The organism is Achromobacter aegrifaciens (genome assembly GCF_902859735.1).
GTDB lineage: Bacteria > Pseudomonadota > Gammaproteobacteria > Burkholderiales > Burkholderiaceae_B > Achromobacter > Achromobacter aegrifaciens.
Genome location: NZ_CADIJY010000003.1, coordinates 229,075 through 245,474 on the forward strand (window position 1 = coordinate 229,075; position 16,400 = coordinate 245,474).

Genomic DNA, 16,400 nt, shown 5'->3' on the forward strand with positions numbered 1-16,400 from the left:
GCATCAGCGGGCTGGACGCAATTGGTCCAGCGCCAGGTTCAGCGTCAGCACGTTGACCGCGGGGTCGCCCAGCACGCCCAGCCAGGGCTTCTCGGTATGGGCCTGGATCAGCGCGTCGACCTGCGCGCGCGGCAGGTCGCGGGCGCGCGCCACGCGCGCCGCCTGGTAGGCAGCGGCGGCCGGGCTGATGTGCGGATCCAGGCCGCTGCCTGATGCGGTGACCAGGTCCACCGGCACCGGGACCGGGTTGTCCGGATCGGCCGCCTTCAGGGCAGCGATGCGCGCCTGGATGGCATCGGCCAGCGCCGGATTGCGCGGCCCCAGGTTCGAACCGCCGGAGCCGGCGCCGTTGTACGGCATGGGCGCGGTGGCCGACGGGCGGCCCCAGAAGTAGGCAGGCGAACTGAACGACTGGCCGATCAGTTCGGACCCGACGACGCGGTCGCCTTGCTTGATCAGCGAGCCGGCCGCTTCATGTGGGAAGACGGCGGCGGCGATGCCCGTGGTCAGGAAGGGATAGGCCAGGCCGGTCACCAGCGACAGCGCGGCGAAGACGACCAGCGCGGGACGCAGGATGCCGCCTTGGCGCGGCAGTGTGGCGGAATTTTTCATGATGGGTTCCTTGCGGTTTCGGGGCTCAGGCCCAGCCCAGGGCGGCCAGGACCATGTCGACCAGCTTGATGCCGGCAAACGGCACCAGCAGACCGCCCAGGCCATAGATGAGCAGATTGCGGCGCAACAGCACGGCCGCGCCCAGCGCGCGATAGCGCACGCCCTTGAGCGCCAACGGGATCAGCACCACGATGATCAGCGCGTTGAAGATCACGGCAGACAGAATGGCCGAGGCCGGTGTGGCCAGGCCCATGATGTTCAGCACGTTCAACTGCGGATAGACGGTGGCGAAGGCGGCCGGAATGATGGCGAAGTACTTGGCCACGTCGTTGGCCACGCTGAAGGTAGTGAGCGCGCCGCGGGTCATCAGCATCTGCTTGCCGATCTCGACGATCTCGATCAGCTTGGTGGGGTTGGAATCCAGGTCCACCATATTGCCGGCCTCCTTGGCGGCCTGGGTGCCCGAATTCATCGCCACCGCCACGTCGGCCTGCGCCAGCGCAGGCGCATCGTTGGTGCCGTCGCCCGTCATCGCTACCAGCCGGCCCTCCGCCTGGTAGGCGCGGATCAGCTTGAGCTTGGCCTCGGGCGTGGCTTCCGCGAGGAAGTCGTCCACGCCCGCCTCGGCGGCGATGGATGCGGCCGTAAGCTTGTTGTCGCCCGTGATCATCACGGTCTTGATGCCCATGCGACGCAGCTCCGCGAACCGCGATTGGATGTCCGGCTTGACGATGTCCTTCAGCTCGACCACGCCCAGCGCCCGATTACCGTCGCTGACCATCAGCGGCGTGCTGCCGCGGCGGGCCACGTCTTCGGCCAGGCGCAGGGCCTGTTCCGGCACGGTAGAGTCCTGCTCGGCCAGCCAGGCCTGCACGGCGTCGACCGCGCCCTTGCGGATCATGCGGCCATTAAGGTTCACGCCGCTCATGCGCGATTGCGCGGTGAAGGGCACGAATTCGGCATGCGCCGTGGGCGCGGCCGGGGCGTGGATGGACTTGTCGGCCAGCGCCACGATGCTGCGGCCTTCCGGCGTTTCATCGGCCAGCGAGGCCAGGCGCGCGGCCTCGGCCAGTTCGCGCGCGGACACGCCGGGGGCAGGTAGAAAGGTCGAGGCCTGGCGGTTGCCGAAGGTGATGGTGCCGGTCTTGTCCAGCAGCAGCACGTCCACGTCGCCAGCGGCTTCCACGGCGCGGCCGGACGTAGCGATGACGTTCGCGCCCATCATGCGGCTCATGCCGGCCACGCCGATGGCCGACAGCAGGCCGCCGATGGTGGTGGGGATCAGGCAGACCAGCAGCGCGACCAGCACCGTGACCGTCACCACAGAACCGCCGCCAGCGGCGTTGACCGCGTAGATCGAGAACGGCATCAGGGTCACGACCACCAGCAGGAACACCACGGTCAGGCCCACCAGCAGGATGGTGAGGGCGAGCTCATTGGGCGTCTTCTGGCGCTTGGCGCCTTCGACCATGGTGATCATGCGGTCCAGGAAGCTCTCGCCGGGGTCGGCGGCGATGCGCACGAAGATCCAGTCAGACAGCACCCGGGTGCCGCCGGTGACCGACGAGAAGTCGCCACCGGACTCGCGGATCACGGGCGCGGATTCGCCGGTGATGGCGCTTTCGTCCACTGACGCCACGCCGGCGATGACCTGGCCGTCGCCAGGGATGATGTCGCCCGCTTCGACCAGCACTACGTCGCCCCGGCGCAGCAGGCCCGAAGGCTGGCTGACTGCCTGGTTGCGCCAGGCGCCGGGCGCAGCCAGGCTGGCGTCGGCATCGCGAAAGCCCTTCAGCAGACGGGCGTCGATGGTGGTGCGCAGGCCGCGCAGGGTGGCCGCCTGCTGCTTGCCGCGGCCTTCGGCCAGGGCTTCGGCGAAGTTCGCGAACAGCACGGTGAACCATAGCCACACGGCGATCGCCAGGATGAACCCGGCGGGCGCTTCGGCCCGGCCGCGCAGGGCCATGACCCACAGCACCGTGGTCAGGATGCTGCCGACGTAGACCACGAACATCACGGGGTTCTTCAACTGCGCGGCGGGCGATAGCTTGCGCAGGCTGTCCAGCACCGCCGGACCGATCAGGGCGCGCGACCACATGCCGAACTGGCGTTCACGCGCAACGTCAGTCGCGGCGCGGGCGGCGCCGCCGCCGGCGCCGGTAGTAGAAGTTTCAATCTTGGCCATTTTTCATTCCTAGCCTTTAATTTGCAGGTGTTCCGCCACCGGGCCCAAGGCCAGTGCGGGCACGTACGTCAAAGCGCCTACCAGCAGCACCGCGCCGATCAACAGCACCACGAACAGCGGGCCGGTGGTGGGCATGCTGCCGGGACCGGCGGGCAGCCGGCGCTTGGCGGCCAGCGAGCCGGCCATCGCCAGGATGGCGACGATGATGGCGAAGCGGCCGAACCACATGGCGACGCCCAGCAGGACGTTGTAGAAGGGCGTGTTGGCCGACAACCCGGCGAAGGCGCTGCCGTTGTTGTTGGCGGCCGACGTCAGGCCATAGAGGATTTCGGAGAAACCGTGGATGCCCGGATTCAGCACGCCGGCCTGGCCGGCCGGCACCGAGACCGCCAGCGCCGTGCCGACCAGCACCAGCAGCGGGGTAGCCAGGATGACGATGGAGACCATCTTCATGTCATAGGCTTCGATCTTCTTGCCCAGGTATTCCGGGGTGCGGCCTATCATCAGTCCGGCGATGAAGACGCCCAGGATGGCGAAGGCCAGCATGCCGTACAGGCCCGAACCCACGCCGCCGAAGACCACCTCGCCCAATTGCATCAACAGCATCGGCGTCAGGCCGCCCATGGCGTTGAGCGAATCGTGCATGCCGTTGACCGCGCCGCAGGACGCCGCCGTGGTGACGGTGGCGAACAGCGAGGTGGCGGCGATGCCGAAGCGGGTTTCCTTGCCTTCCATGTTGCCGCCCGGCGAGAACGCGCTGAGCGCGCTGTCGGCGCCGGCCTGGGCCGCCATCGGATTGGGCTGCTGCTCGAAGTAGGCGGCGGATAGCGCAAACACCGCGAACAGCACGGTCATGGCCGCCAGGATCGCGATGCCCTGGCGCCGGCTGCCCACCATTTCGCCGAACGAGAAGCACAGCGCGGCGGGAATGGCCAGGATGGCCAGCATCTCCAGGAAGTTCGCCAGCGGCGTGGGGTTCTCAAAGGGATGCGCGGAGTTGGCGTTGAAGAAGCCGCCGCCGTTGGTCCCCAGCAGCTTGATCGATTCCTGCGAAGCGACCGGACCCATGGCCAGGGTCTGGGTCTTGCTGACGGCGGGATCGGTCACGGCCTGTCCCTGGGCGTCCAGCACGGGCTGGCCTTGGGCGTCCACGCGGGGCTGCTCGTAATGCACCGCCTCGATCGTCTGGACTTCCTGATAGGGGCTGAAATTCTGGATCACCCCCTGGCTGACCAGCGCCAGCGCCAGGACCAGGGACAGCGGCAGCAGCACGTACAGCGTGCTACGCACCATGTCGGTCCAGAAGTTGCCCACCGTGGCCGAGCAATGGCGCGACAGGCCGCGGATCAGCGCGAACAGCACGGCGATGCCGGTGGCGGCCGAGACGAAATTCTGCACCGTCAGCGCCAGCATCTGCGTCAGGTAGCTCATCGTCGATTCGCCGCCATAGCCCTGCCAGTTGGTATTGGCCACGAAGCTGATGGCGGTGTTCAGGGCTGAGTCCGGTGACACCGCGCCCATGCCGGCGGGATTGAGCGGCAGCATGCCCTGCAGGCGCTGCAAGGCGTAGACGGCCGCGATGCCGATGATATTGAAGGCCAGCACCGCCACGGCGTAGCGCTTCCAGCCCATTTCGGCCTGCGGGTCTATGCCCGCCAGCCGGTAGATGCCGCGCTCGATGGGACGGCCCCAGGCGGTCAGCCGGGATTGCCCGTTTTCCATGGCGATGCGGATATAACGCCCGAGCAGGGGCGCGATCGCAAGCAGGACTGCCAGGTACGCGACCAGCAATCCGACGAATTCGGCGGTCATCAGAATTTCTCCGGTTTGAACAGCGCGACCAGCAGGTACACGAACAACAAGGCGGCCGTCAGGCCGCTCAGCCAATAGAGCCAGTTCATGGCTGCTCTCCCGCAGACAAGGTTTCGCAGAACCGCAACAGGGCGAAAGTCAGCCCGGCCATGACGGCAAAGATGGCGATATAGAAGGCATCCACGTTTTTCCTCCCGGGAGCGGCGCTCCCTTCGAACGACGGGCCTGCTCGGCGAATAGGGATGCGCGCCGGGCAGGCGTAGTGACCAATCAGGACATCGGCAGGTTACGGAGCGGGGGGTAAAAACGGGGTATACGTTTGGGAGGGGGGTGTAAATGAAACGTAAAATCCCAATATTCAGTACGGGAACACCGAATTGCACCAAGTTGGTGCATGGAATATGTAAATGAATGCTCCTTCTTAGGGCATTCCCCTAGTGTGACAATCCCGCATCTGGTGCAGAATCTCTTCCCATGCAGGTGAGGAGACAAAGCCCTGCATGGGCAAATACCGGCGGCACCGGTACATAAAAAAAGTAAAGCAGTACCCAAAAAAAGCAAAACGCACAACGGCTGGCACCAGGTAGTGCCGGCCGTTGTCGCATAAAAAGCCGGCATTTCAAGCGCAAAGGCTTTTCAAGCGCCGCGTTTCGCGATAATCAGACAGGGTTCGCTCATCCCAGCTATGTCGGAATCGCGCCTTTCATCCTCGGCACCCGCCACGACTCCCTATTGGCGCCGCAACTTGTGGCTGATCCTGGTGTTGCTCGTCGCCTGGGCCGCGCTGACCTTCATTCCCGCTTTTTTTGCCCGCAGCCTGAACTTCGATTTCATCGGCTGGCCGTTCGCGTTCTGGATGGCGGCCTATGGCGCGCCGCTGGCCTACCTGGTCATCATCGGCATCTACGCCCGGATCATGAATCGCGCCGATGAGCGCTCCGACGACACGGGAGGGCACCGCTGATGCCGTTTTTCAGCGGAGACACGCCCCAGCAATTCAGAGTCCGGCTGCGCCGCATCTACGTGCTGTACACGGCGGGCTTCGCGTTGATGATCCTGTTGATGGCGCTGGCCGAGATCCTGGGCATGCCGCGCAACTGGATCGGCTATGTATTCCTGCTGGTCACGGTCAGCCTGTACGCCGGTATCGGCATCGTCTGCCGGACCTCGGATCAGGTGGAATACTACGTGGCCGGCCGGCGGGTGCCCGCGATCTACAACGGCATGGCCACCGCCGCCGACTGGATGTCGGTGGCTTCCTTCATCGGGGTGGCCGGCACGCTCTACCTGACGGGCTACGGTGGGCTGGCCTACATCATGGGCTGGACCGGCGGCTACGTACTGGTGGCGATGCTGCTGGCGCCTTATCTGCGCCGCTTCGGCCAATACACCATCCCCGACTTCATGGGTGCGCGCTATGGCGGCAACATGCCGCGCCTGGCGGGCGTGGCCTGCGCCATACTCTGTTCCTTCACCTACCTGGTGGCGCAGATCTACGGCGTGGGCATCATCACCACGCGCATGACCGGCATTTCCTTCGAGCTCGGCATCTTCGTGGCGCTGGGCGGCATGCTGGTCTGTTCGTTCCTGGGCGGCATGCGCGCGGTCACCTGGACGCAGGTGGGGCAGTACATCATCCTGGTCATTGCCTATCTGGTGCCGGTGGTCTGGCTGTCCATCAAGCACACCAACATGCCCGTGCCGCAGTTGTCGGCCGGGGTGGTGCTGCAGCAGGTCACTGAAAAAGAAATCTACCTGCAGAACGACCCGTCCGAAATCGAGGTGCGCAGGCTTTGGCAGGAGCGCGCCGACGAAATGGGCCGCCGGATGACGGCATTGCCAGAATCCTGGACACTGGAAAAGGACAAGCTGCGCAGCCGGCTGGCGCAGTTGACGGCGAACGATGCGCCCATGGTCGAGATCCGCTCGGCCGAACGCGAGCTGGCCGGCTATCCCCCCAGCGTGGAGGAGGCGCGTGTCGCATGGGCGCAGGCCAAGGCCGCCTTCGAGGCGCGGGCGGCGCCCGCCACACCGCATGCGGAACCGTTCCCGTCCAAGGATCCGGAAGAGCAGCGCAATATGCGCGTCAACTTCCTGGCGCTGGTGCTATGCCTGATGCTGGGCACCGCCGGCATGCCGCACATCCTGATGCGTTCATACACCACGCCTTCAGTCATCGAGGCGCGCAAATCGGTGTGCTGGTCGCTACTGTTCATCCTGCTGCTGTATTTCATGGCGCCGGCGCTGGCGCTGCTGGTGAAGTACGAGGTCTATACACAGGTGGTGGGGTCCAGCTTTCTCAGCCTGCCCAACTGGGTGCATGCCTGGAGCGCCGTCGACAGCAATCTGCTGGACGTGACCGACGTCAACCGCGACGGCATCGTGCAGTTGAGCGAAATCAGCATGGGTGCCGACGTGGTGGTGCTGGCCATGCCGGAAATCGGCGGGCTGCCCTACGTCATATCGGCCCTGGTGGCGGCGGGCGGGCTGGCTGCGGCGCTGTCCACCGCCGATGGCCTGTTGCTGACCCTGTCCAACTCCCTGTCGCACGACATGTGGTACCGCATGGTGTCGCCGCGCATGTCGGCGGCGCGCCGCGTGATGGTGTCCAAGATCCTGTTGCTGCTGGTGGCGTTCGGTGCGGCCTGGGTGGCGGCGCGCAAGCCGGCGGACATCCTGTTCATGGTGTCGGCCGCGTTTTCCTTCGCGGCTTCGTCGTTTTTCCCGGCGCTGGTCATGGGCGTGTTCTGGCGCCGAGCCAACAAATGGGGGGCGACGCTGGGCATGGCGGCGGGGCTAGCGGCGACGTTCGCCTACATGACGCACACGCATCCGTGGCTGCGCGAATGGGTGCTGGGCATTTCACGCACCCAGCCCGTGGACCTGTGGTGGGGCATCCAGCCGATCGCGGCGGGCGTGTTCGGCGCGCCGGTGGCATTCCTGACGATCATTGTGGTGTCCCTGCTGACGCCGCCTCCCGACCGGGCCACGCTGGCGCTGGTGGACTACCTGCGGCATCCGGGCGCACCCAAACCGCAGGGCGAACGCGCCTAAGGCGCTGCGCAGGCGTCGGCCTTCCGGTTTTCCGGATCGACGCAGGAAGCCCATGCCGCCGCGGGCATCGTTTGCAGCAGGGTATAGGTCTGGCCGGGCGCCCATAGCCATTGCACGCCGCCAGGCGTCTGGCCGGCGGCCTCCCAGACCCGTTTGCGTTGCGCGCTGGTCATGGGGAACTGTCCATCGTCGCCGCTTTTGCCTTTTGCCAGCACCTGGGCGGGGTCCCGCTTGGCGTCATAGATGCTGACCATGCCTGCGGCGGTCTGCTTGGGTTGCACGATGGTCCAGTCGTAGTTGTACGAATCCAGCGCTGGCGCTTTCCAGGCCGGACCGGGCAACACTAGTACGGCATAGTGGCCCGGACTTTCGCGGTAGGGCAGTCCCAGAACGGCGGGCTCGTCCGCCCACGCCGTCCGCTGGCGCAAGTAGCGCTGCGCCCTGCGGCCCTGAGCGTCATACGTCACGACTTCGAACGCGTCTTCGGATCTGTCTTGATAGGAAATCGTGCGCAACAGCCGGCCCGCCGCGTCATGCACGTAGCGGGCCATGGGCCGGGAGCGCGCCGAGCAATCGTTGGCGCCCAGCTCGGCCAGCCAGCCGTGGGCGTCGTAGCGCAGGCAGTAGCGCGCCGGCCGGTTGCGGCGGCCGTCCCATGCGCGCGAGCGCTCCTCGTAGCCAGTCAGCCGACCGGCGGCGTCATAGTAGAAGCGCGTTTCAGCGTCTGGCGGGGGCAGCTCGGCCTTGCCCGATGCGCGGGTTTCGTGGACTGCGTTGGCACTGTAACGGGCGATGCCGCACAAATGCTGGCGGCCGTCGGGGGCGCTTTCCCAGCGCAGCATCGTGACGCCGATGCGGGCGTGCGGCGCGGCGGCGTAGACGGACCAGTCCACCTGTTCGGCCCAGATGGCGGGGGAGGCGCGTCCGTCCGTGTCTATGGCGACGCCAGGCAGCCATGACCGGATGCGCGAGCCGTCCAGCGCCAGCAAGGTATTCGTGTAGTCCAGGGAAATGTCCATCACCCTGGTGTGGCGCTGCGCGGACGCCGCCAGTGGCTCGCAGAGCGCGCTGGCCAGCCCCGGCACCATGGAAAGTGCCGTCAGCGCAAGCAGACGCAGAGAGCAATCAAAGCGCGGCATTGTGCAGGTAGGCGATCAGCCCCCAGAGTTCGCTGCTGACGCCGCCCAGGCGCAAGGCGTTGTCGCGGGTGTCCATCAGCAGGAAGGGGTAGGCGTTGCGTTCCAGCTTGCCCGGAGGAGGTAGTCGGTAAGGCGTGAAGTGCTCGCCCGACAGCAGGTAGGTATTGGTCATGTCGCCGACATCCACATGCAGGTACCAGACGGTCAGCTCCGCGACGTTCAGGGCAGCATCCGCTTCCGGATACAGGCCGCCCTGGCCGGCGGGGATGGCACTGTCCAGCACGGCCATGAGCACGGCGCGCGGGCCAGGCTTCGGAAAGTTTGCGCCTTCACCGCCGCGCTGCGTGAACGCCTGGCGGATGAATCCCGCGCCGCGTGAGCCGGGCACCACCGTGCGGGCGAACATCGCCTCCAACTGGGCTTGCGACAAGGGGCCGGGCGTAGCGGACAACTGGTCCAGGTCCTGCTTGAAAGCGCTCAGCCAGGTGCGGTAGCGCACGAGCTCAGCCGCGCGGTTGCACTCCTGGGCCCAGGCATTGCCGGCCGGCAGCAAGCCCAGACAGCCCAGGCACAGCCAGGCCGCCAGCCAGCGGCGGATCCGGGAACTCGCCGTGGACCCGTCGCGGGGCTTCAATGCGAAACGGATTTCGAGAACACGTTCATCACCACCACGCCGGCGATGATGAGGCCGATGCCGATGAGCGCGGGCGTGTCCAGGTGCTGCTTGAACAGCACCGCGCCCACGATGGATATCAGCACGATACCCACGCCGGACCAGATGGCGTAGGCGATGCCCACCGGTATCTCGCGCAGGGTCAGCGACAGGAAGTAGAACGAGATCAGATAGCCGAACACCGTCACGATGGACGGCGCCAGGCGGGTGAAGCCTTCGGACCCCTTGAGCGCGCTGGTCGCGAAGATCTCGGCGATGATCGCTATGCCCAGATAGAGCCACTTCATTTGCGCGTTCCTTCGGCTTGTCGCAGCAGCACCAGCAGGGCGCCCGCGCCGCCTTCGCGCTCGGGCGCCTCGGAAAACGCCAGCACCTCGTTTTTCTGCACCAGCCAGGTGCGGGCCTTGTCCTTGAGCACCGGTTCCAGCCCCTGTGAGCCATAGCCCTTGCCGTGCACGATGCGCACGCAACGGATGCCGTGCTCCTGGCATTCGTCCAGGAACGACAGCAGGGCGTGGCGGGCCTGTTCCACCCGCAGACCGTGCAGGTCCAGTTCGGCGCCTGCGCGCCATTGGCCGCGGCGCAGGTTGCGCGCGGTGTCGGGCGCGGCGTCGCTGCGTACGAAGGCGGTGCCGCCTTCGGACAGCAGATGCGTGATTTCGCCGCCGTCTGAGACGCCGGCGTCGGCGCGCGTGGGCGTTTCGCCCAGCGCGTTGGCGCGGCGCAGCGCGGGCGCAGGCTGTGCCACGGGCTTGTGCTCCACCCGGGCGGCCTGCTTGATGGGCGTGACCGACTGCATCGTGCGCTTGAACGCCGCCATGTCGTCCACGGGGGCGGTGTCGGCTTTTTTCAGCACCGCCACCCGCTGGGCCAGGGCGGCGCGTTCGCGCTCGGCCTGCAGGTCTTTCTTCAGGCGTTTCAGGTCGGCCAGGCCGACCTTACTGCCCCGCATTCTCCAGCCACCGTTGTGCGTCCAGCGCGGCCATGCAGCCGGTGCCGGCGCTGGTGATGGCCTGGCGGTAGACGTGGTCCTGCACGTCGCCGGCCGCGAACACGCCCGGGACCGAGGTCATCGTGGCCATGCCGGACAGGCCGCTCTTGGTGACGATGTAGCCGTCCTTCATTTCCAGTTGGCCCTGGAAGATTTCGGTGTTGGGCTGGTGGCCGATGGCGATGAAGGCGCCGGTGGCCGCCATGTCTTCGGTGACGCCGGTGTCGACGTGGCGCACGCGCACGCCGGTGACGCCGCTGTCGTCGCCCAGCACTTCTTCCAGGGTATGGAACAGCTTGAGTTCCATGTTGCCGTTCTCGACCTTGCTCATGAGCTTGTCGACCAGGATGGGCTCGGCGCGGAACTTGTCGCGGCGATGGATCAGGGTGACCTTGCGGCAGATGTTCGACAGGTACAGCGCTTCTTCCACGGCGGTATTGCCGCCGCCGACGACGACGACGTCCTGGTTGCGGTAGAAGAAGCCGTCGCAGGTGGCGCAGCCGGACACGCCGCGGCCCATGAAGGCCTCTTCAGACGGCAGGCCGAGGTACTTGGCCGAGGCGCCGGTGGCGATGATGAGGGCGTCGCAGGTGTAGATCTTGCCGGTGTCGCCCGTGAGGGTGAACGGGCGCTTGGACACATCGACCTTGGCAATGTGGTCGAAGATCATTTCGGTGTTGAAACGTTCGGCGTGCTTCTGGAAGCGCTGCATCAGGTCCGGACCCTGCACGCCATCGGCGTCGGCCGGCCAATTGTCGACGTCCGTGGTGGTCATGAGCTGGCCGCCTTGGGCCAGACCTGTAACAAGAACAGGGCTCAGATTGGCGCGTGCCGCATAGACGGCCGCCGTGTAACCGGCGGGGCCGGAACCGAGTATCAAAACTTTAGCGTGCGTAGGCGTGGACATGGGCGGGTATCTTTAGGTTAACGCCCAATTATAATGAGCCGCATGCCGCGTATCTCGACTGCTTCTCCGCGCGCCTCGCGCAATACCCGTAACGGGCCTTCCCCCCTGCAGACGCGCTTGTCCGCTCTGCTGCGCGAAGCCCGCTGGATCCTCTTCGCCGCCCTGGCGGCCTGGCTGACGCTGGTGCTGGCCACCTGGAATGCGGCCGACCCTGGCTGGTCGCATTCCGTCCCCGCCGGCGCCATCCACAACAAGGGCGGGACCCTGGGCGCCTATCTGGCGGACATCCTGCTCTATCTGTTCGGCTTTTCCGCCTGGTGGTGGGTAATTTTGCTGCTGCACCGGGTGCGCGCGGGCTACCGCCGCCTGGCCAGCCATCTTCGCGTTACCAATAGTAAGCAGCCGGAAGTGTTGCCCCGCGTCCACTGGGAAGAGGGCATCGGTTTCTTTCTGCTGCTGGTGGGGTCGCTGGGCATGGAAGCCCTGCGCCTGGCCAGCCGCGGCACGCATCTGCCCGGCGCCTCCGAGAACACCAGCGGCGCCGGCGGCGTGATCGGCCAGACGCTGGCCGACCTGATCGGCCGCAGCATCGGTTTCACTGGCAGCACGCTGGCCTTTCTGGTCATGCTGGCCATCGGCCTGAGCCTGTTCTTCTCGTTTTCCTGGCTGTCCATCGCCGAACGCGTGGGCTCGTGGCTGGAGGGCCTGGTGCGTCGCGTGCGCGACTCCTACGCCGCCCGCGAAGACCGCAAGGTCGGCGAGGTCGCCAAGGCCGTGCGCACCGAACAGGTCGTGGCCAAGCAGGAAAAGCTGGTCCACGAGCAGCCGGTGCGGATCGAACCCGCCATTACCGTGGTGCCCAAGTCCGAACGCGTTGAAAAGGAAAAGCAGCAATCGCTGTTCTTCGCGCCCTCGGGCGGCGCCGAAGGCGATCTGCCCGCGATCAGCCTGCTGGATCCACCCCTGGCCAACCAGGAAACGGTGTCGGCCGAAACCATTGAATTCACTTCGCGCCTGATCGAAAAGAAGCTGGCCGACTTTGGCGTGTCGGTCACCGTGGTGGCGGCGCAGGCCGGCCCGGTCATCACGCGCTACGAAATCGAGCCCGCCACGGGCGTGAAGGGCAGCCAGATCGTCAACCTGGCCAAGGACCTGGCGCGCGCGCTCAGCCTGGTCAGCATCCGGGTGGTGGAAACCATTCCGGGCAAGAACCTGATGGGCCTGGAACTGCCCAACCCGCGCCGCCAGATGGTGCGCCTGTCCGAGATCCTGGGTTCGCAGACCTACCACGCCAGCCATTCCGTCGTGACGATGGCGCTGGGCAAGGACATCGCCGGCAATCCGGTGGTGGCCGACCTGGCCAAGATGCCCCACCTGCTGGTGGCGGGCACGACCGGTTCGGGCAAGTCCGTGGGGATCAACGCCATGATCCTGTCGCTGCTGTACAAGGCGGACGCGTCCCACACCCGGCTGATCCTGATTGATCCGAAGATGCTCGAAATGAGCGTCTACGAAGGCATTCCGCATCTGCTGGCGCCGGTGGTCACCGACATGCGCCAGGCCTCCAACGCGCTGAACTGGTGCGTGGGCGAAATGGAAAAGCGCTACCGCCTGATGAGCAAGATGGGCGTGCGCAACCTGGCGGGCTACAACACCAAGATCCGCGACGCCATCAAGCGCGAGGAACCCATTCCGAATCCGTTCTCGCTGACGCCGGACGCGCCGGAGCCGCTGTCGCCGCTGCCCACCATCGTGGTGGTCATCGACGAACTCGCCGACCTGATGATGGTGGTGGGCAAGAAGATCGAAGAGCTGATCGCCCGCCTGGCGCAGAAGGCGCGCGCCGCCGGCATCCACCTCATCCTGGCCACGCAGCGTCCCAGCGTCGACGTCATCACCGGCCTGATCAAGGCCAACATCCCGACGCGCATCGCGTTCCAGGTGTCGTCCAAGATCGACTCGCGCACCATTCTGGATCAGATGGGCGCCGAAACCCTGCTGGGCCAGGGCGACATGCTTTACATGCCGCCGGGCACCGGCCTGCCGGTACGCGTGCACGGCGCGTTCTGCAGCGATGACGAAGTGCACCGCGTGGTGGAAAGCCTCAAGGCGCAGGGCGAACCCAACTACATCGAAGGCCTGCTGGAAGGCGGCCTGGACGGGGATGCGGGCGAAGGCGCCAGCAGCGTCACCGGCATCGGCGGCGACGCCGAATCCGACCCGATGTACGACCAGGCTTGCGAAGTGGTGCTCAAGCACCGCCGCGCGTCCATTTCGCTGGTGCAGCGCCACCTGCGCATTGGTTACAACCGTGCTGCCCGGTTACTGGAGCAGATGGAGCAATCGGGTATGGTGTCGGCGATGCAGTCCAATGGCAACCGCGAGATCCTGGTTCCCGCAGCCGCCGCCGCCCGAGAGGAAGCTTGATGAAGATGTTCCGCCGACTGGCCGCCGTGGCGGCCCTGAGCCTGGCGCCCGCCATGGTGTTTGCCGCCAGCGCGCAGGAGCAGCTGCGCGCTTTCGTGGCCACGGTGACCTCGGCCACCGGCTCGTTCTCGCAGTACACGGTGAACAATCAGGGCCGCACGCAGCCCGCCCAGACCGGCGTGTTCTCGTTCCAGCGTCCCGGCAAGTTCAAGTGGGCGGTGCAGAAGCCCTATGAGCAACTGGTGATCTCGGATGGCCGCCAGGTATTCCAGTTCGATCCGGACCTGGCCCAGGTCACCGAACGCAAGGTCGATGCCGCCATCGGCACCTCGCCCGCCGCCATCCTGTTCGGCTCGGGGTCGCTGGAGCAGTCGTTCGACGTTTCGGCCCTGCCGTCCAAGGATGGGATCGATTGGCTGCGGGCCAAGCCGCGCACCGCCGATGCGGGCTTTTCGCGCGTGGACATCGGCATGAAGGACAACCTGCCGGTGCGCGTGGAGCTGCTGGATTCATTTGGCCAGACCACCCGCGTGGATCTGTCCGGCATTGCCGCCAATCCGCAGCTGCCGGCCAAGGAATTCCAGTTCGTCGCGCCCAAGGGTGTTGATGTCGTGAAGATGTGAAAAAAGCCTGGCAACGCCAGGCTTTTTCTTGTGTGGTGTCCGCTTAGGGACGCTTGTACGCGATGCAGTCGACCTCGACCTTGGCGTCGACCACCAGCGACGACTGCACGCAGGCCCGCGCCGGCGGGTTCTCGCCGAAGTATTCCTTGAACACCTTGTTGAACGACGCGAAGTCGCGCGCGTCGTCCAGCCACACGCCGCAGCGCACGACGTGTTCGGGGCCGTAGCCGGCTTCCTTCAGGATGGCCAGCACCTGCTGAATGGCCTTGTGCGATTGGGTCACGATGCCGCCTTCGACGACTTCGCCGTTGTCCATCGGCACCTGGCCGGACACGTGCAGCCAGCCGTCGGCCGCGACCGCGCGGGCAAAGGGCATGTGCGAGCCGCCCTGGCCCGTGCCGCCGGCGACGCCGTAGCGGGTGATGCCGTTGCTGTCGGCGGTGGGAGCATTGCTCATGGTTCTCTCCTTGAAATGAATGGCCGGTTTTGCACCGGGATTTCGCCCGTTGCTTACTGGAAGTTCTTGCGCAGGTCGCCACTGCGCGGCAGCCAGCGGCCGGCGCGGTCGCCGGTGGCCTCGCCCTGGCGATAGGACAGGGCGCCATTGACCCAGACCGCCTCGATGCCAGCGGCAGTCTGCACCGGCGCGGCGAAGGTGGCGCGGTCGATGACCGTGGCCGGATCGAACAGCACCAGGTCCGCGTGGTAGCCCTCGCGCACCAATCCGCGCTCGGCCAGGCCGAAGCGGGCGGCGGACAGGCCCGTCATCTTGTGCACGGCCTCCGTCAGCGGGAACAGCCCCACGTCGCGGCTGTAGTGGCCGAGCACGCGCGGGAATGCGCCCCAGAGCCGGGGGTGAGGCATGGGATCGTTGGGCAGGCCGTCGGAGCCCACCATGGTGAGCCGGTGCGACAGCACGCGGCGCACGTCGTCTTCATGCATGTTGTGGTACACGGCGCCGGCCGGCTGCAGGCGCGCGGCCGTTTCGAGCAGGCTCAGGCCCCAGTCGGCGGCAATGTCGGCCAGCTTGCGGCGGGCCTGCTCCGGATGCGGCACGGACCAGGTGATGTCGATGTCGAACTCGTCCGTGACCTGCTTCAGGTCCAGGGTCGAGGAGCTGGCGGAGTAGGGGTAGCAGTCGCAGCCCACGTGTTGCAGGCGGCCGGCGGTCTCGAGCGCGGACAGCACTTCTTTCGTGCGGCCCCAGTTGCCGGCGCCGGCGCATTTCAGGTGCGACACCACCACCGGCACGCGGGCATGCTGGCCGATGTCGAAGGCTTCCTGCATGGCCTCCAGGATGGCGGCGAACTCCGAGCGCAGATGGGTGGTGTAGAGCGCGCCGAATTCATCCAGCGCCTCGGCAAGCAGCTTGACCTCTTCGGTGTCCGCGTCGAACGCGGAGGCATAGGCCAGGCCGGTGCTCAGGCCGATGGCGCCATGGGCCAGCGCGTCGCGCAGCTGCTCGCGCATGGCCAGCACTTCCTCGCGAGTGGCGGCGCGGTCGAGCCGGTCCATGTGGTTGCTGCGCAGGGCGGTGTGGCCGACCAGCGCGGCCACGTTCACGGCGGGGCGCGCGGCCTCGATGGCGCGGGTGTAGTCCGCGAAGGTGGGGTAGCTGAAGTCCGCGCGGGCGCCCAGCAGGTTCATCGGGTCCGGCGGTTCGCCGCGCAGGGCCACGGGCGACGCGCTGATGCCGCAATTGCCCACCACCACGGTGGTCACGCCCTGGGACAGCTTGGGCAGCATGTCCGGCGTGCGGATGACGTTGGTGTCGTCATGCGTGTGCACGTCGATGAAACCCGGGGCCAGCGCCAGGCGGGTGCCATCGATGATCTTGCGCGCCGCCGCGCCGGGCAGGTCGCCGATGGCCGCGATGCGGCCGTCGGCCAGCGCCACGCTGGCGCGGTAGGCGGGTTCGCCGGTGCCGTCCAGGACCAGCACATTGCCTATGAGGGTGTCGTACATCTTGTGTTCCAG

The 16,400-nt window shown here is 66.5% G+C and carries 15 protein-coding genes; 4 read left to right on the forward strand and 11 right to left on the reverse strand.

The features are described 5' to 3' along the window. Window positions 1–3: 3 nt before the first annotated feature. The 4 genes from kdpC to kdpF are packed head-to-tail and all read right to left on the reverse strand — an operon-like array spanning window position 4 to window position 4,698. Window positions 4–612, reverse strand: a complete 609-nt coding sequence (kdpC, locus tag HV766_RS11075) for a potassium-transporting ATPase subunit KdpC (protein WP_119450772.1) — start codon at window positions 610–612, stop codon at window positions 4–6. A 25-nt stretch (window positions 613–637) separates the two neighbouring features. Next, window positions 638–2,797 (reverse strand): potassium-transporting ATPase subunit KdpB, encoded by a 2,160-nt coding sequence (gene kdpB, locus HV766_RS11080; protein WP_175181154.1) that lies wholly within the window; start codon window positions 2,795–2,797, stop codon window positions 638–640. A gap of 9 nt (window positions 2,798–2,806) precedes the next feature. Beyond that, window positions 2,807–4,609: a potassium-transporting ATPase subunit KdpA gene (kdpA, locus tag HV766_RS11085; protein WP_175159456.1), complete on the reverse strand. Its 1,803-nt coding sequence runs from the start codon at window positions 4,607–4,609 to the stop codon at window positions 2,807–2,809. Further along, window positions 4,609–4,698, reverse strand: a complete 90-nt coding sequence (kdpF, locus tag HV766_RS11090) for a K(+)-transporting ATPase subunit F (protein ID WP_013391886.1) — start codon at window positions 4,696–4,698, stop codon at window positions 4,609–4,611. Before kdpF ends, kdpA begins: the two co-directional genes overlap by 1 nt. A gap of 596 nt (window positions 4,699–5,294) precedes the next feature. Between kdpF and HV766_RS11095 the strand changes: the two genes are divergently transcribed. Then, window positions 5,295–5,573 carry a DUF4212 domain-containing protein gene (locus HV766_RS11095; protein ID WP_054450082.1) on the forward strand — a complete coding sequence of 93 codons (279 nt, stop codon included), beginning with the start codon at window positions 5,295–5,297 and terminating at the stop codon, window positions 5,571–5,573. Beyond that, a complete protein-coding gene (locus HV766_RS11100) occupies window positions 5,573–7,663 on the forward strand; it encodes a sodium:solute symporter family protein (protein WP_175181155.1) in 2,091 nt (696 codons plus the stop codon). The genes HV766_RS11095 and HV766_RS11100 overlap by 1 nt, the downstream gene beginning before the upstream one ends. On the opposite strand, the gene HV766_RS11105 is transcribed toward HV766_RS11100, so the two are convergent. The 5 genes from HV766_RS11105 to trxB are packed head-to-tail and all read right to left on the reverse strand — an operon-like array spanning window position 7,660 to window position 11,373. Continuing rightward, the gene (locus HV766_RS11105; protein ID WP_254593309.1) at window positions 7,660–8,751 is read right to left on the reverse strand and encodes a hypothetical protein; all 1,092 of its coding nucleotides are present in this window, start codon (window positions 8,749–8,751) and stop codon (window positions 7,660–7,662) included. The two genes, HV766_RS11100 and HV766_RS11105, sit on opposite strands and share 4 nt — an antisense overlap. A gap of 37 nt (window positions 8,752–8,788) precedes the next feature. Further along, the gene (locus HV766_RS11110; protein ID WP_175181157.1) at window positions 8,789–9,436 is read right to left on the reverse strand and encodes a hypothetical protein; all 648 of its coding nucleotides are present in this window, start codon (window positions 9,434–9,436) and stop codon (window positions 8,789–8,791) included. Beyond that, on the reverse strand, window positions 9,433–9,762 hold the full coding sequence (locus HV766_RS11115) for a DMT family transporter (RefSeq protein ID WP_054450090.1): 330 nt from the start codon (window positions 9,760–9,762) through the stop codon (window positions 9,433–9,435). The genes HV766_RS11110 and HV766_RS11115 overlap by 4 nt, the downstream gene beginning before the upstream one ends. After that, the gene (locus HV766_RS11120; protein WP_054450092.1) at window positions 9,759–10,427 is read right to left on the reverse strand and encodes a Smr/MutS family protein; all 669 of its coding nucleotides are present in this window, start codon (window positions 10,425–10,427) and stop codon (window positions 9,759–9,761) included. The genes HV766_RS11115 and HV766_RS11120 overlap by 4 nt, the downstream gene beginning before the upstream one ends. Further along, window positions 10,414–11,373 carry a thioredoxin-disulfide reductase gene (gene trxB / locus HV766_RS11125; protein WP_054450094.1) on the reverse strand — a complete coding sequence of 320 codons (960 nt, stop codon included), beginning with the start codon at window positions 11,371–11,373 and terminating at the stop codon, window positions 10,414–10,416. The genes HV766_RS11120 and trxB overlap by 14 nt, the downstream gene beginning before the upstream one ends. 42 nt (window positions 11,374–11,415) lie before the next feature. On the opposite strand from trxB, the gene HV766_RS11130 reads away from it, so the two are divergent. Both HV766_RS11130 and lolA read left to right on the forward strand, forming a co-directional pair. Beyond that, window positions 11,416–13,800, forward strand: a complete 2,385-nt coding sequence (locus HV766_RS11130) for a DNA translocase FtsK (protein WP_119450774.1) — start codon at window positions 11,416–11,418, stop codon at window positions 13,798–13,800. Then, on the forward strand, window positions 13,800–14,423 hold the full coding sequence (gene lolA / locus HV766_RS11135; protein ID WP_054450098.1) for an outer membrane lipoprotein chaperone LolA: 624 nt from the start codon (window positions 13,800–13,802) through the stop codon (window positions 14,421–14,423). Before HV766_RS11130 ends, lolA begins: the two co-directional genes overlap by 1 nt. A gap of 43 nt (window positions 14,424–14,466) precedes the next feature. Here the strand turns inward: lolA and HV766_RS11140 are convergent, their stop codons facing one another. Next, complete coding sequence (locus HV766_RS11140) at window positions 14,467–14,880, reverse strand: RidA family protein (RefSeq protein ID WP_118931699.1); 414 nt, start codon at window positions 14,878–14,880, stop codon at window positions 14,467–14,469. A 53-nt stretch (window positions 14,881–14,933) separates the two neighbouring features. Further along, the gene (locus HV766_RS11145) at window positions 14,934–16,388 is read right to left on the reverse strand and encodes an N-acyl-D-amino-acid deacylase family protein (RefSeq protein WP_175181158.1); all 1,455 of its coding nucleotides are present in this window, start codon (window positions 16,386–16,388) and stop codon (window positions 14,934–14,936) included. Between the last annotated feature and the right edge of the window lie 12 nt (window positions 16,389–16,400).